This is a genomic window from Flavobacterium sp. NRK1, from assembly GCF_024054175.1.
Classification (GTDB): Bacteria; Bacteroidota; Bacteroidia; order Flavobacteriales; family Flavobacteriaceae; genus Flavobacterium.
In genome coordinates, this window is sequence record NZ_JAMXLA010000001.1 from 881,340 (window position 1) to 897,018 (window position 15,679).

The window sequence follows — 15,679 nt, forward strand, 5'->3', positions numbered from 1 at the left end:
GATTTATTGGATATAGTTCAACTCAATTTTAAGTTTAATGTTCTTATGGTCTATTACAATTTTTCTCGCTAATGTATAACTTTCATTGCTGTAATCTATTACAATTTTTTCTTTTGATTTTGTGGCATTTACAAGCTTAAAAGGGGTGCCTGAAGCTTTTTCAAAAAATAAATAATTGTAACGTTTTCCTGCCTTCGATTTATAAACTATACTATTTTCTTTTTCATATTGCTGCACTATGGAATGGTGTTTTTTAAGCAATAGCATAAAATCCCGTTTAAGGGTATTAAATATTATTTTCCTGTTCAGCTCGTCAAGAATATAATTTACTTTAAAACTAGTATCGGTAATTTCAAAATCAAAAAGCTTGTTACCAAATTCCGTAGTAAAAGCAGCACGATAAAGGGTATCATTAATTTTTTTGGCAATAAATATTCCACCAAAATCTTTGCCATATATAGAGATATGGGCTTTGTAGACATAATCTGTTTTAGGGTCAGAAAAATACGTTACCTCATAGCTTTCGGCCTGAGGCTTTTTTTCTTCATACCCTTTTACAGTACCAACGGCACATGAAGTTAGCAGGTAACTGCTAATTATTAAAAACAGAATCTGCCAGCTGCGCATTGGTCACTTTATTTTTAAATACAATCGTAGTGTAATCGTTAGATGGTTCAATCATTTTAACCTGAGAAACCATATTAGCCTTTTTATCAAAATAAAGTTCCATTTGTTTAATGTATTTTTTTAAGGCAGCATCTTTAGGAATAAGTTTAGTAATGTTATGTTCCCCGGATTTATAATAATTTATTATAAATTCATTTTCATCAAACATATCACCACTCACACTGCCTACAATAAGTTTATTAAGCTTACCAAACATTTTGCTATTCCCCACATTCATTTCGCTTTTTTTCCCTGCATCGTTAATAGCTATCGTATTATTTTTAAATACCACACTATACTGATAGGGTTTTGTATATTGCCATAACAGCTTACCTGGCGATTTAAAACTCATTTTACCCGAGGTCTCAATATCTTTCGATAAAAAGTCCATATGCTTATATTGCACAAAATCTGTAGTGAGCGTTTTTGTGTTTTTTGCAGTGGCATTTACCGCATTTTTAAAAGAAGTAATTTCTGCCGTGCTCATTTTTTGTTCCTGTGCATTTAATCTCAACATTCCGGCAATTAACAAAAACACATAAAAAAAACTATTCTTCATAAGCAGGTATATTTAATAATTCATTTACCGTTACGGCATTATATTTTTCCTGCTGCAAAAGTATCAATAATTGTTCCAGCACATTAATTGTTTTTTGCGAAGTATCATGCAGTAATATAATACTACCCGGTGCAAGTCTTTTTTTTATACGCATAAATATTTTCTGTTCCTGCTTAATAACTGTATCAAGGGAACGGATATTCCATCCTATAACATAATGACATGTTTGTTTAAGTACTTTACTCAAATTAGGATGGGTTACACCATAAGGAGGCCTGAAAAGCAACGGTTTTAAACCATAGTTTTTAATTATCCTATCTGTAAAAGTTACCTCATCCATGACTTTTTGCACAGAAAAAAAACCCATTTTTGGCGAATGTGTAAAAGTATGATTCCCCACAGTATGCCCCTCTTCAATAATAGTTTTAAAAATATCCGGATGCTTTTCTATTTGCTGCCCAATACAAAAAAAGGTTGCTTTAGTATTATATTTTTTCAGCAATGCCAAAACTTTGGGTGTTTCAGGTGTTGGCCCGTCATCAAAAGTAATGGCAATTTGCCTACCAGGTGTCTTAAGATTTTTATTCAGGGTTTTGATATGATAACCGGACTGAACAAAAGCCGATCCTAATGCTGCAATAGTAAACCATAACAGTATAGGCAGCCCAAACAGCCACCACGGCAACGGATTAAAAATTGAAAAAACAGCCAGAAGAAAAATTACAGCCAGAAGAAAGCCTGTATTTATTTTGTGGGTCAGCATTTTGATATAAGAGTAAAGCTATGATCGTACCCTCTGTATTGATTATAAAGCAATATATTTTTATAGTCTTTAACTTCTACGGTATTCACTTTTAATACATGTGGGATTTGCTGCATTTTTATGATGTGTGAAGCCACCCACAACCCGAAAGCCGAAGCTGTATTAAATTCACCGCTAAGGTGCTTATAATAAACCTGTGGAATAGTGGCAAAAACACCCTTAGCCAGTGTGGCATAATAATCATCAAAGCCTGCGTCGCCATTGTAACCAAGCACAACGGCATCAATATCTGTGCTACTAAGACTATTTTGATTTAAAAACAGTTTCAGTTTAGCTTCCAGCTCTTCCTTTTCCAGTATGTTGTAAACAGATACATCTTTAAGCTCTGCATAGGTAGTTTCTTTCTTTTCATTTTCAAGCACAAAAAAAACCGCTCCTTCAGAAAATACAGTCCCGTTAGTATCAGAATCCAATAAGCTGTATGGCGATTGATCTTTGTTTTTTATTACGCCAGATAGCTGTAAAAATTTCAGTGTGTTTTCAGAAGATTCTTCTACACCTCCTACTAATATTCTTGTGGCTTCATCTGCCTCAATCTGCATTTTTGCATCTATTAGTGACGATTCAAATGAAACAGCGCCATTTACATAAGTAAAGTTATAAGCCTTGCATTGCAAACCTATGGCAATTTGTCCGCCTACAGTATTATGTGTAGATTGTATAAAAGATGTAGGTGTTAAAAACTCCTCTTTATTATCTATAAGTGCTTTTAAAAACTTTTCAGAATCTACACTGCATCCCATACCTGTACCGGTAATTATAGCATCTAAATTTTCGGCTCCGGCTTCTTTTATGGCACTGGCAGAAGCAACTATGCCGTTCTTCACACCCTTTGCCATTCGTCTTGCAGCAGCCGGAGCTATAAATTCCTTATAATCAGGCTGTGAAACGTCAAATATATTGTCATTTTCATTTATAATGATCTCTTCCAAAAAAGCCGTATTTATGGTTTTTTGGGAAGAAACACATCCGGTACCGTTAATAAAACATTTTTTCATTAGCTTTTTGAAAACAACAGGGTTGAACAGTTACCACCAAACCCAAAAGAATTTGACAGTACATTATTAATTTGCTTTTCTTTTAAAACCGTTTGCGGAACAATAGTAAACTCTTCCATAGGCGTTTTAAAATTAAGATTAGGATAAACAACCCCATGCTGTAATGCCAGCACGCTGTACACAGCTTCTACAGCCGCAGCAGCAGCAAGAGTGTGTCCTGTAAAAGGCTTGGTGGAGCTAAAATCAGGCATAGCATCACCAAAAGACCTTATAAGTGCCCTGCCTTCAGAAAGATCATTGTTAGGCGTTGCCGTACCATGCGCATTAATGTAATTAATATCTTCAGGCTTTAATCCCGAAACTTTAAATGCTTTTTGCATAGCCAGAAAAGCACCATCTCCATTTTCGGAAGATGCCGTCTGGTGGTAAGCATCATTGGCATTACCATAGCCAGACAGGTATGCCAATACTTTTTTATTTTGTTTTTTAACTACTTCATCACTCTCCAATACCAGAAAGGCAGCCGCCTCTCCCAGATTAAGCCCTTTCCTGTTATTATCAAAAGGCGTATTGTAAGTATCGGAAAGTATCATAAGGGTTTTAAAACCATTTATGGTAAATTTAGAAAGCGCATCTGTACCACCTACAATTACACGATCCAGCTTTCCTGATTTTATAAGCCTTGCCCCAAGCATAATAGCATTAGCTGCCGAAGAGCATGCAGTACTAATTGTAGTAACCATACCCTTCAACCCTAACTCATTGGCTATTTTGTGGGTAGAATCTCCCGCATCATGCGCTAGAATATACCTTCTGTTCTCTTCGCTTTCCAGATAATCATAAAAAAAACGCTCCGTCATATCCATCCCGCCAACAGTGGTTGCAGATATAAGACCTGTACTGTATTTGTTAATATCGGTTATGCCAGCATTCTTCACAGCCTGTTTGGCCGCAATAGTACCAAGCATTGCCGTACGCGAAAAGTTATTATGGGCAGGCAATTCAAGCTCCAGAATAAGCTCACTGTTTGTTTTTTTTATTTCGCCTACTATAATTTCATTTTTATGTATGGTGGCAATATTTTCTATTTTAGTAATACCCGGTTTACCATTTATAAGGGCATTAAAGTTTTCATCAACGGTGTTACCTATTGAAGATATAATACCCATACCTGTTATGGCAACTCCTTTACTCATTATTACTTAGTACGGTTTTCTGAAATATATTTTGCCATTGTCTCTATAGACTGAAATATGGCTTTACCTTCTTTAGGGTCGGCAAGCTTAATACCGTAATCTTTATCAAGCATTACTATAAGTTCTAAGGCATCAATAGAATCAAGCCCAAGTCCGTCTCCAAAAAGAGCATCATTGTCATTAACGTCTTCTACCTGAATATCTTCAAGATTTAAAACATCGATAATTTTTTCTTTAAGTTCCTGTTTCAGTGCTTCCATGCTTAACTTTGATATATTGTTTGTATGTTTTTTGCCGTATGTTCCGGTCCATTCTCTTTAGATACCAGATACATAAAGGCTTTATATTCGTCTTTAAAAAATTCTACCCATCCGCATAAAACGTTTTCCGCCTTGCCTGTATCCAATAAAATTGAAGCATAATTGGCAAAAAACGCCGGATTGAATGCCTCAAATATAAAGAAACTATTTTCAGTATAAAGTTTATGCCTTATGCTAATTTCGCCTATGCAAATATTAGGCAGCGTATATACAAATACCGCCGGACTGGGGTAATAATTTTCCCTGTCGGCAATAGAATCATTATATTTTACATCCGTATCCAGACTGGATGATGCATTGGCAAATAAAAGTGCTGTATTGTTACTACCATCTGCTATCTGGCCTTTAAGAAGCAAATCGGCAGCAAGAAAAGATAACTTACTAAGGTTATCCATCTTAAAAAATTTAGGGTAATCTGTTTCAGTAAATTTATACGCCTGCTTAGCAAAATCAGTAAATAGTGTTCCCTCCGGAACAGTAAAAAACTCCTGCCCGTTAAGACTAATTTTACCGCCTTCTATAATGCAGTAACCTGATATACTATATTTATTTGCCATTATTAACTTTTTGAAAAACCACTGCCGTATTACAGCCTCCAAAGCCAGATGCTGTTTTAAGGAAGCAGTCTATCTTTCTGTCTTCATTTTTTACTATCACATTTATGGGCTGCGATACTCCCGGCTCATCATACCCTAATGAAGCAAATACTTTATTTTGAGCCATAGATTCCAGCGCAATAACAGTTTCTAAAAGTCCCGATGCTCCTAATGTGTGCCCATAATAGCCCTTAAAACTATTTACAGGTACATGGTTTAATCCTGTTCTGTTAAAAGCAATAGCTTCCATTTCATCATTAAAAGGTGTAGCCGTACCGTGTGCCGAAATATAATCAACTGCGCCGGCAGTAATCTCAGCTTCGCGCATTGCACTTTCAATACTTTTCACCAAACCTTCGCCCGTACGCGATGGCCCCGATATATGATTCGCATCGTTTATAGATCCATCTCCCGCTATTTTTGCTTTTGCACAAGTACTATCTGTAGTAATAAGAGCAGCAGCAGCAGCTTCACCCAATGTTACTCCTTTCCTGTTGGCTGAATACGGCCTGCAGGGTTCAGGGCTTAAAGCCTGAAAAGAATTGAAGCCGGATAGTACAAATTCAGATACTTCGTCGCCACTTATTACAAATACATTATTATAAATTCCTGCCTGAACCAGTCTTTTTGCTACAGACACTGCCATAGTACCCGACACACAGGCATTAGATATCACTATTGGCTGTGTTGTAAACCCAAAAAAATCTGCAATATTTTGTGCCAGCTCCTGCAGGTAAGCTTCTTTCGGCAAATCTGCCTTATTAGTAAGCGAAGTTATATTTCCTTTGGTTGTAGAAAGTATCAGTGCCGTTTTATCATATGGCATGCACACCGATTTTTTTATTACAGGTTCCAAAGCCAGCAGCATCATTTTTTCCAGCCTTGTATAAGCTTTAGTACTAAGAGCAGCAAAAGCCGTATCTAATTTATCATTATGTATAACCCCTGCAAAAAAAGGTTCAGGTAACAGCGCACTATTATCCTGATAGCTAATACCTGTCAGGCCGTTAGCTATAGCCTGCATATTACTCTCTACAGTAAACCCAAGCGGGGTAATGCAGTTAGTATGGGTTATATATACATTTTTTTTGTTCATTATTTATCAAGTCCTTTTTTTCGTCTCCACTCTTCAAAAAAAGGCGGATAATTAAGCACCATCATTCCTTCAATATTCACAAAAACCTGAACTGTTTCGCCTGTGCACGCAAGGTTATTATTGCCGTCAAATATTTTATACCTGAAAATAATTTTTGCAGCAGGTGTATTTACAATTGTAGTTTCTATTCTTGCCACATCACCATAACGCAAAGGCAGTTTATGTTCGCAGCTTGATTTTACTATGGGGGTAGTATATCCATACTTATTTACATCAAGATAGCTTATACCATGCTCACGGCCAAATGCCTCGCGGCCATCTTCAAAATAAGTAATATAATAACCATGCCATACAATACCTAACGGATCGGTTTCGTTAAAGCGAATCCTTATGTCCTTAGCTATGGTTAGCTCTTTAACCTCCTTATACTGCTCTTTTCTTTTCATCATAAATAATTGATATAGCCACCATGACTATGAAAAAAAGGAGTAATGCTGCAAGCAGCGGCAAAATTCCAACTAGTGTAGTATGTCTTAAAAGCACATCATAAAAGGCCTCAAGCCCCCAGTTCATAGGCGATGCTTTTGCTATATACTGCATTACTTTAGGCATTGCAAAAACCGGAACCCATACCCCGCCTATTGCTGCCAGTATTACTACCGATGTTGCCCCAAACGGAGCCGACTGTTCCTGTGTTTTAGCCATTGTACCCAGCAATATTCCAAAACCTATTGCTGCCAGTCCGCTAAATAATGCCACAACGCTCATTAATAAAAAGGTTCCGTTAAGCTCTAATACCGGCAATCCTATTTGAGGAAAAACATACATACCCATTCCCAGCATAAGAAAAAACTGCAGCATACAAATTATAAGATATGTAACTGTTTTACCTGCAATTACTGTAGTGTATGAAACCGGATTTGTTCTCAGCCTTATTTGTGTACCCTGATTTTTTTCTTTAACAATGTTTATAGATAGAGGCACTACTATAAAAAACATAGCAAACAATGTCCATGCTGGCACATTGTGCTGTGTAGAGTTAGGTACCATAGCCTTGTTTTTAAAAACAGGCACAATTTCTTTAAAGCTTATATAGCTTTCCTGCTGAAAAGCCGCAATACTTTCTTCGCCAAGCTGTTCAGTAAAAGCATTATATATAGATTTGGTTTCTATCTGCGAAATCATTTTATCTACCGTACTTTTTACAGCAGTTTTAAAGGCGGTCTGAGAAGCGGGGTCAAAATAAAGCCTTACCTCTTTAGGTGCTGTTTCCTGCTCTTTTTGTTTTGTTGCAATTGAGTCGGTAGTATCAATACCCTCCATTATTTTAGCAACATTACTATCTACTTTTGCCTTGAGTCCCGAGCTTAAATTTTGCGGAATGATGATTGCCAGCTGATAATCGCCGTTAAATACTTTTTCTTTTGCAAAAGCCTCGTCTATAGGTTTTCCGTTATTTTGGGTTATAACACTAAAAGTGCTGCCCGAATCAAGGTTTTTTAAAACCATTTCAGACACATTTCCTTTATCATTATCAACCAATAAAATTGGTATTTTGCTGTCTGTAGCCGTTTTAAAAGTACTATCCTGTATAAGTGTTATGGTTATAACCAGGCATAAAGGCATTATAAATAAAATTACCAGTCCGCCCATATCGCGCTTTAGCAATAATATTTCCTTATATATAGACATTCGCAATTTATACATCTCTCAAGTCATTTCCGGTTAATGATAAAAATACATCTTCAAGGGTGTGGGCATTATGAGTAATTTCTATAATTTCATTAGGCGTTCCCTGTATAATTATTTGTCCATTATCAATAATTGCAATATGCGAACATAAGTCCTGCGCTTCTGCAAGATGGTGCGAAGTATATATAATCGTTGTTCCTTTCGCGTTAACCTGTTTAAGATAATCTATAATTACATTTTTAGAGTGTACATCAACCCCTACGGTAGGTTCATCCAAAAATAGTACTGCAGGCTCATGTAAAAGTCCGGCAATAAGGTTTATCCTTCTTTTCATACCTCCGGAAAAAGTGTCAATTTTTTTATTGGCAAATTTTGAAAGTCCAAGATATTGGAGGGAATCGTTTATTTTTTGTTTTAGATCCTTGCCTTTAAGGCCATACATACTACCAAAATACAAAAGATTTTCATATGCGGTGAGTGTAGGATACAGTGCATATTCCTGTGGCACAACACCTATTGTTTTTTTAATTGCTTCCGTATCATTTTTATAGGTATAACCATTTATGGTAAAGCTGCCTAGTGTTGGCTTAAGCAAGCCGCATAATATAGAAATAAGTGTAGTTTTACCGGCACCATTGGGTCCAAGCAATCCAAAAATCTCTCCTTTGTTTACCGTCAATGATAAGTTGTCAACCGACAGGAAATCGGCATCTTTATATTGTTTTGAAAGAGATTGTATTTCTATTATTTTTTCTATCATCAGGTTTATATTGCTTTTTTAAGCTTTTTAAAAAATTGCTCTTCCCTGTTTGCAATAGCTGTAAGATGATCTGCAAGCATAGTATAAACATCCTGTTTAGCACTACGCTGTTTATAGACTCTTGATGCTTCTAAAGCAAAATCACGCCACATATCGCCTATTTCAGTCATTTCATACGACAGGTTTTTCAGCTGTTCATTTTCAAGAATTTTTGCCGCTTCTTGTAAAAACGCTCCATATATAAAACGGAAACCTCCTCCTCCTGTACCTATTTCCTCCTGCATACGCACTATTTGCGCCAGGTAATGATTGGCTTTTCTAACTCCGAGTTTTACAGGCCACTTTCTTATTTGCTTAGCAACATATTTCATACCGCTTACCCCTATTAAAGGCATAGGAGCCAGCATATCACGGCACGTAGCCTTTATAGCTTTGGTAATTGCTTTTTTAAGATTAATATTCTCAGGAATATGTGTTGGATAATACATTTGGCCCTTAGGTGCAAATGCACCTTTTGCAAAACGAACCCTGTCAAGATCTTCGGAAGTTAAGGTGGTTACACTCTCCATAACCGGGTCACTTATTAAGTAGTCGTTATCTGTTTTACCATATACCACAAGGTTATGGGCATTAAAGTGAAAACGGTAATCGTCAGGAAAATAAGTAAGGTTATATACCCCTACCTGAAGTCCTGAAGGTATATTGTTTTTCAGGTTATCATCCAGTGCTTGAGCCGCAGCTTTAGACCCTGAAAATTTTTGTCTTTTTATTTTTATGCCAAGCCTTTTTGCAAGCCTGCTAAAAATTGCCCCGGGTAAAGGGCGGTAACTAAATGCCGGAGCATGATTTACTTTTATAAACGGAAGATAAACAAAAAACAAGCCCGACCCAATACCAAAAACCATTGGTTCGCTTATGTTAAGCCCGTTATGTTTTAATAAGTTTGAGGCAACACCATTTTCGCAATGTGCAGATTGGTGATGCTTAAAATCAGTCGTCATTATATCAGCCCTTAAAATTTTTTAATTCATCTACCGTAATTGAAAATGCATTTGCATATTTCTGAAGAGCCTTTTTACTCAATCCCTTAAAAATTTTAGGATTAAAATGCCTTTTTATACGCCATTTCCACATACCTACATAGCCCGCCAATATACCTACATCCATTTTACTATGTTCCATAAAATACAATATAGGGCTTGCTTCGCCATTAGCTACCTTTAATCTGGCCTGTTCTGTACGTTCTTTTATATCTTCTATAGCATTGCTTAAAGCAATAGTTTTAGGCTCCCAGCCAGAACTTAATGCTGTGGTATAATTGCCATTTTCATCGGTAGCATAGCACAATTCGCGCATATTTACCGATTCTATATTACTTTTATCCTGTGGTACTTCATTTTTTTTCATAGCCCCTGAATAAATAAATTTATTTCACCTTCTAAAAGCAATTCATCGTTACAATAACTTTTGCAGCTCATCATGCAGGTTGTATAAACTCCCGTATCAAACCTCGAAATAAGCTTAGCCTTTGTTATAATTTTACTGCCGGTTTTTGGCAGTAAATGTATTTTTATTGTTTTTATAGAACTTATAAATCCTATAACGTCTGCAATGGGCTCGTCTCTCTCTTCATCTAAAAAATATGACTGAGCCACAATTGCCGAACAGGTTTGTGCTGCATTTTCTATAAGTCCCGCTTCGCAAAAACTGCCATTTTCTATAAAAATATTACCTTCTTTTACCTCAAAACCTGTTTTAACATTTTCTGTAGTTAAACTCAATATCACATCAACCATAAGCATTGGCTCACGATGCGGAAGATAATTGTGTATGTTTATAACCTTATCCATTAAGGTTTATTTGGCCAGCACCGTTTTCATCTGGCCTGATGCTATTTTTATCGTATTACATCTCGTTACTATATCTACAAGTGTAACACCCATAAATTCCTGAATAACATTTACCTCTGTTACCAGATCTTCTCCGGGCAAAGGCAGCTCAAGTATTTCAACATCTTTTACAGAGCCTATGTAACCTTCGGGCGCTGACTGCTTATTTAAATAAAACTGATATCCTGTATATAATGCTACAGACTGTGCCATATGTTCTACAATACCCGACTCATTAAACCTGCCGTTCTCTACAAAAATATTATTAGTATCAATCGTTAACCCTGAGGTTAATGTATTTTCGCCAAAAGCAAACAATTTATCAACCATTACAAAAGGTGCCTTTTGTGGTATAAGACTCTCAACAATGCTTTTTTCAAGTATTGATTCCATATTAGCAAACAGTTAAATAAGCAATTGAATAGCTAAATCTCCCGCTTTCAGGCACTATAAGCAACAGTTTTTCTCCTTTTTTTAATCGTCCTGAATTAAAAAGCTCCTCAACCATAAGGTAAATGGAGGCTGCACCTACATTACCTACCCTGTTAAGATTTAAAAACCATTTGTCTTCAGGTATATTTATTTCTCTTTCGAGTAAAGAATGATATAATTTAGAACCAAAGAAGTTAGACGAAACATGAGGCAGCAGATAATCTATTTCTTCAGCATTCACTCCGTGTTTATCAAGAGCTTTTTTTGTACTGTCAGATCCCAGATCCATTACATATTTATCAAGCAGCTTTACGTCCTGCTTTACAGAAAATATAGATTGTTTAAGCCATTCTTCCGGCGTATAGTCCTGCCAGGGTTTTAATGTACCATCTTCAAGCTTATCACCTCCTGCATACATGCATGCTTCCAGTTCATGTGCATAGGAAAATGATTCCATCCACTCAATTTTTAACGAAACCTCTCCCCTTGGCTTATCCTCAAGAAGAAATGCCCCGGCACCGTCTGAAAGCATCCAGCGTAAAAACTCTTTTTTAAAAGCAATAATTGGCTGTTCTTCCAGTGTTTTTAGGTTAACAACCTCATTATTAAACTTTTCTGCCAGCATCCATGTAGAAGAACGCTCTGATCCTGTACAAACTGCATTTTTTGAGTTACCCGATTTTACACTTAGGTAGCCATATTTAAGTGCATTCATTCCTGCACAGCAAACCCCGGATGAAGCATTAAGTTCTAAAGACCTGTTGTCCATTAAACCATGTACCATTGATGCATGTGAAGGAAAAAGATTATCTGGAGACGAGGTACCGCATGAAAGTACCTCTACATCATTTTTTGTAAAATCATCTCCATACAACTGCTCTATTGCGAGATGCGTAAGCTGGGCATTATTATGGGTAATATTACCATTTTTATCTATAGCATAATACCTGTTTTTTATACCGTTATTACGTAATACAATCCGGCGTGCTTTAGAGGCGGTATCATTTATCAGTCCCAGTATATCTTCCATTTCATCATTAGAAACCGGCTCATTAGGCAAGTATTTCCCCGCTCTTGTTATATAAACATCAAACATAGTTGTCTATCCGTTGTTATGCGCTCTCAACGCCTTTATAATATTTTACTGCCTTTTTGTTTTTATTTATTTTAAAAGGATAAGTAAGAACGTGCAAGATATATACAATTGGCGATATAACCCAAATTGCAAGAACCAAATAAATCACAAAAATTTTGAGTAATTTTTTCCTTTTTTCAGTCCTTTTTATAATAAAAGACGCCCATTTACTAAAAATAAAATTACCCTTTTTATCTACTGCAACAAGGTATGGACTAACCCTCACCGCATCCTGCAGCAAAAGCTTATCCTGAAGGGTGTCAAAATTATTTTGGTTTAGTGCGCTGATTATGGTATGGCCAAATTTAACCGAATCATCTATATCTTTTTGAGATACTCCCGGCAACGGAAAAATGCCCAAATGCTTTTCTTTTTTTCCGCTAAACATCCATTCAACAATGGTAATAACGCTTATAAGATTACCTGCCCTGTCTACCAAAGCAATATTACCTTTTAGCAAGGCATTATTTTGTTTAAGAAGGACTTTTATTTTTTCCTGTGCCAAATACCACATGTTCCTGCTTCCACTAATGGTTACAACAGGTGTATTGTTAAGCAGTATTTTTGCTTCGGGACTTTTTAAAAATGAATTAATAGGAATAGAGGGTGAAAGAAACCATACCTGATAATGAAATAAAACCAAATCATATTTCATTTCCATTATTTTCTGCGGTACGGGTTTTAGTTTTGCAGGTATTTGCAAAAAAGATTCAGGAAAAGCATCAAAAAATAATTCCTTATTCCACGGAAAAGGGAAAGGTTTTTCCATCTCTATCTGATGAAATACTACATTAATATCCGGATCGGCAAGTAACGGCTCTGAAATGTTTTTAGCTATCTCCTTTAATTGTCCTGATTGTGAATAGTAAACTACAAGAACGTTTTTCATTTATTTAGCTATGCTTTATCCTTTTTTCGATTATATAACTTCTTTAAAATGCCTCACCTTATCTTCGCGCTTTTTGTGTACCCATTCCGGCCATGTTGCAGCATCTTCTGCATCATATATTCTTAATTGCTGACTCTCATCTGCAATAAGCAACTCCTCGCGGGTACAGTTTAAAATTACGGCAGCAGCATCAACTCCGGAATAAGTTGCACCCGCCACACCGTGCGATAATGTACTGGCGCCGCAAAGATAGAGATTATCAATCTCAGATTTTTTTTTGTAAGCAAACGGGCCTACATATTTTAATGTTTTCTCTGTACCGTAAACATTGCCGTTTGTACTGTTTACATAATACTGGTTTGTTTTTGGCGTACCCAATTCTATCTGTACAATATTTTGCTTTGCTCCTGGTATAATACGTTCTACAGTATTCATAAACTTTGCAATAATTTTTTGCTTAAAAACATCATACTCTTCACAATGATAATCTTCTGTCCCCTTAAAATCAGGAAGGCTATTATAATCTATATAAGTAACCGCCTCAAAATTATGATACCTGCCATTAAAGCTAACCGGATCTTTTAAAGTAGTGCAGCTTATAAACATTGCCGGAAATTCATCACCTTCTGCAACATTAGCAGATGTAAGCTCTGCAAACTGCCCATCTACATTTTCATCTCTAAATACCCATGTATTGCCTGAGTCTATACCGGCTTTTGTAACATCCATATCGAGCGTAAGAAAAAGGATAAGAGAAGTAACGGAGTATTTGGTATTATCTAATTTTTTAATGAGCTTTTTACTCAAATTTTCCCTGCCTGCAAGTTTTAAGTAAGTAATCGAAGGATCTGCATTTGAAATAATAGCTTTAGCAAAAAGCTGCTCACCATTTTCCATTTCAACACCAATTGCAGTATTGTTTTCTATAAGTATCTTCTTAACGTTCATATTAACCATTACATTTCCACGGTAGCGTTTAATACAATTGGTCATTGCTTTTACAATACCGCTTCCGCCCCCTGCCGGATAAAAACCGCCATTAGCATAATGCCCCATAACAGAACTATGTACTATAAAGCTTGCCTTTTCAGGCGGCAGTCCATGATCGCCACACTGCACATTCAGTACAGCCTGTACTTTTGCGTCTTTAACATGCCTGTTAATGATTCTTTTTAAACTAAAAAAAGCATTATGAACAAAGTCTTTGGTTTTAAAAGGTGCCGTTATTATTTGCTTAAAGCCTCTTATTTTAGGCATTAACTGCATTTGGGCATTTACTTTTTCTATAAGTGTAAGATAACGTCTTATGTACTTTTTGCTTTCCGGAAATTTATTGCCCAGGCTTTCAGCAAAATTATCAAACCCTGCAGGTACATCAAATTTTTCATTGCCTATAATACAATGCTCATAAGCATTTTTATTCATCCTGAAAAAAACAAGGTCATTTGCTATACCAAGCCCCTTATATAAATCATTGGTTGCGCTGCCTTCGTCAAGTTGCCCTATGTAATGTACTCCAGGACTGAAACGCTGACCGTTAAGCGTAAAACTATGGCACCAGCCGCCTGGTACGTAATGCTGTTCAAGCACAAGAACTTTTTTGCCGGCACGTGCAAGGCAGATTGCAGCGGCAAGTCCGCCTGCTCCCGATCCTATTATAATAATGTCTAATTCAGGTGTATTGTGGTGCATTTGCTAAAGATAGCAAACCTGCCCCATAGTAGTATATGCCCCCTAAAAATTTATCTATTTTTTAAAGACCTGCCAAAAATCGAAGTAGTTAAACCATTGCAGCGGATATTTTTTAAGCATCCATTCTAAATTTTCAATATAGGCTTTTAATAAAGACTTGTCATCTCTATGTTTTACTTCAGCCTCACGCGCATACAAATGGTAATGAAGATTTTTTTCTTTCATTACATATACAAAAATCACAGGTACTTTAAGCCTTGAAGCTATAAGAAAAGGCCCGGCAGGGAAATTAGCATTTTTACCTAAAAGCGTAGCATTAAAATGCTTAACACCATCAAGATAACGGTCTCCTGTAAGACAAATGAGTTCATTGTTGGCAAGAGCATTATTAATCTTATAAATATGCGAAAGATCTTCTTCTATTATTATAAACTTTACCGAGGTTTTAGAAGCAATGCTTTCAAGATATTCCTTAATTGCCCTGTGTTCCAAATCTGAGATGAGAAGGTTGATCTGAAATTCGTCGCCCAGATCGGAAAGAAAATATTCGGCAATTTCAAAATTACCGATATGAGAACTTATAAGTACGCCGCCATTTTTATTAGCTAAAAGATTTTTAAGCCTTTCTATACCATCAAATTCATAAGTAAATTTATCACGCATCCCGGCAGATATAGCTGTCTTATCTATCAGGGTCTGGCCAAAAGTATAATAGCTCATAAAAACCATTTTTCTGGCCTTAGAGCGGGAATATCCTAAGCGGTCATGAAAATAATAAAAGGTAACGCGATTGGTTTTCTTTAAAAAAAGAAAGTAGTAAGCAGCAACAAAGTAAAGAACAAAATAAGAGGCTTTTACTCCAAGGTTTCTGATGCAGAATACAAATATTTTGTACCCCAGAAGATTACCTTTAGATTTACCATCCCAATCGCTCAT

General features: G+C 36.3%; 19 protein-coding genes. All 19 read right to left on the minus strand.

What is annotated here, in order from left to right:
- Positions 1 to 3: 3 nt before the first annotated feature.
- From NHE85_RS04240 to NHE85_RS04330, 19 genes are read right to left on the minus strand one after another with little or no spacing between them, the layout of a single operon-like run.
- Positions 4 to 627, minus strand: coding sequence for a hypothetical protein (locus tag NHE85_RS04240; RefSeq protein ID WP_252809978.1), 624 nt, complete (start codon positions 625 to 627; stop codon positions 4 to 6).
- On the minus strand, positions 593 to 1,225 hold the full coding sequence (locus NHE85_RS04245; RefSeq protein WP_252809980.1) for an outer membrane lipoprotein carrier protein LolA: 633 nt from the start codon (positions 1,223 to 1,225) through the stop codon (positions 593 to 595). The genes NHE85_RS04240 and NHE85_RS04245 overlap by 35 nt, the downstream gene beginning before the upstream one ends.
- Complete coding sequence (locus tag NHE85_RS04250) at positions 1,215 to 1,988, minus strand: polysaccharide deacetylase family protein (protein WP_252809981.1); 774 nt, start codon at positions 1,986 to 1,988, stop codon at positions 1,215 to 1,217. Before NHE85_RS04250 ends, NHE85_RS04245 begins: the two co-directional genes overlap by 11 nt.
- Positions 1,982 to 3,046 carry a beta-ketoacyl synthase N-terminal-like domain-containing protein gene (locus NHE85_RS04255; RefSeq protein WP_252809983.1) on the minus strand — a complete coding sequence of 355 codons (1,065 nt, stop codon included), beginning with the start codon at positions 3,044 to 3,046 and terminating at the stop codon, positions 1,982 to 1,984. Before NHE85_RS04255 ends, NHE85_RS04250 begins: the two co-directional genes overlap by 7 nt.
- Positions 3,046 to 4,242, minus strand: coding sequence for a beta-ketoacyl synthase (locus NHE85_RS04260; RefSeq protein ID WP_252809985.1), 1,197 nt, complete (start codon positions 4,240 to 4,242; stop codon positions 3,046 to 3,048). The genes NHE85_RS04255 and NHE85_RS04260 overlap by 1 nt, the downstream gene beginning before the upstream one ends.
- Before the next feature lie 2 nt (positions 4,243 to 4,244).
- Positions 4,245 to 4,502 carry a phosphopantetheine-binding protein gene (locus NHE85_RS04265; protein ID WP_252809986.1) on the minus strand — a complete coding sequence of 86 codons (258 nt, stop codon included), beginning with the start codon at positions 4,500 to 4,502 and terminating at the stop codon, positions 4,245 to 4,247.
- A 2-nt stretch (positions 4,503 to 4,504) separates the two neighbouring features.
- Positions 4,505 to 5,119, minus strand: coding sequence for a 3-oxoacyl-ACP synthase (locus NHE85_RS04270; RefSeq protein WP_252809988.1), 615 nt, complete (start codon positions 5,117 to 5,119; stop codon positions 4,505 to 4,507).
- On the minus strand, positions 5,109 to 6,254 hold the full coding sequence (locus NHE85_RS04275) for a beta-ketoacyl synthase N-terminal-like domain-containing protein (RefSeq protein ID WP_252809990.1): 1,146 nt from the start codon (positions 6,252 to 6,254) through the stop codon (positions 5,109 to 5,111). Before NHE85_RS04275 ends, NHE85_RS04270 begins: the two co-directional genes overlap by 11 nt.
- Positions 6,254 to 6,703 (minus strand): thioesterase family protein, encoded by a 450-nt coding sequence (locus NHE85_RS04280; protein WP_252809992.1) that lies wholly within the window; start codon positions 6,701 to 6,703, stop codon positions 6,254 to 6,256. Before NHE85_RS04280 ends, NHE85_RS04275 begins: the two co-directional genes overlap by 1 nt.
- Positions 6,678 to 7,946: an ABC transporter permease gene (locus NHE85_RS04285; RefSeq protein ID WP_252809994.1), complete on the minus strand. Its 1,269-nt coding sequence runs from the start codon at positions 7,944 to 7,946 to the stop codon at positions 6,678 to 6,680. Before NHE85_RS04285 ends, NHE85_RS04280 begins: the two co-directional genes overlap by 26 nt.
- Positions 7,947 to 7,953: 7 nt before the next feature.
- The gene (locus NHE85_RS04290) at positions 7,954 to 8,706 is read right to left on the minus strand and encodes an ABC transporter ATP-binding protein (RefSeq protein ID WP_252809995.1); all 753 of its coding nucleotides are present in this window, start codon (positions 8,704 to 8,706) and stop codon (positions 7,954 to 7,956) included.
- Between the two features lie 5 nt (positions 8,707 to 8,711).
- Positions 8,712 to 9,707 (minus strand): BtrH N-terminal domain-containing protein, encoded by a 996-nt coding sequence (locus NHE85_RS04295; RefSeq protein ID WP_252809997.1) that lies wholly within the window; start codon positions 9,705 to 9,707, stop codon positions 8,712 to 8,714.
- A gap of 4 nt (positions 9,708 to 9,711) precedes the next feature.
- Positions 9,712 to 10,113 carry a hypothetical protein gene (locus NHE85_RS04300; RefSeq protein WP_252809999.1) on the minus strand — a complete coding sequence of 134 codons (402 nt, stop codon included), beginning with the start codon at positions 10,111 to 10,113 and terminating at the stop codon, positions 9,712 to 9,714.
- Positions 10,110 to 10,556: an ABC transporter permease gene (locus tag NHE85_RS04305; RefSeq protein ID WP_252810001.1), complete on the minus strand. Its 447-nt coding sequence runs from the start codon at positions 10,554 to 10,556 to the stop codon at positions 10,110 to 10,112. Before NHE85_RS04305 ends, NHE85_RS04300 begins: the two co-directional genes overlap by 4 nt.
- 6 nt (positions 10,557 to 10,562) lie before the next feature.
- The gene (locus NHE85_RS04310; protein ID WP_252810003.1) at positions 10,563 to 10,988 is read right to left on the minus strand and encodes a hypothetical protein; all 426 of its coding nucleotides are present in this window, start codon (positions 10,986 to 10,988) and stop codon (positions 10,563 to 10,565) included.
- Position 10,989: 1 nt separating this feature from the next.
- Positions 10,990 to 12,123 carry a beta-ketoacyl-ACP synthase III gene (locus NHE85_RS04315; RefSeq protein WP_252810005.1) on the minus strand — a complete coding sequence of 378 codons (1,134 nt, stop codon included), beginning with the start codon at positions 12,121 to 12,123 and terminating at the stop codon, positions 10,990 to 10,992.
- 16 nt (positions 12,124 to 12,139) lie between these two features.
- On the minus strand, positions 12,140 to 13,051 hold the full coding sequence (locus tag NHE85_RS04320; RefSeq protein ID WP_252810007.1) for a dialkylrecorsinol condensing enzyme DarA: 912 nt from the start codon (positions 13,049 to 13,051) through the stop codon (positions 12,140 to 12,142).
- A 30-nt stretch (positions 13,052 to 13,081) separates the two neighbouring features.
- Positions 13,082 to 14,743, minus strand: a complete 1,662-nt coding sequence (locus NHE85_RS04325; protein WP_252810008.1) for an NAD(P)/FAD-dependent oxidoreductase — start codon at positions 14,741 to 14,743, stop codon at positions 13,082 to 13,084.
- 54 nt (positions 14,744 to 14,797) lie between these two features.
- Positions 14,798 to 15,679, minus strand: a complete 882-nt coding sequence (locus NHE85_RS04330; RefSeq protein WP_252810009.1) for a lipid A biosynthesis acyltransferase — start codon at positions 15,677 to 15,679, stop codon at positions 14,798 to 14,800.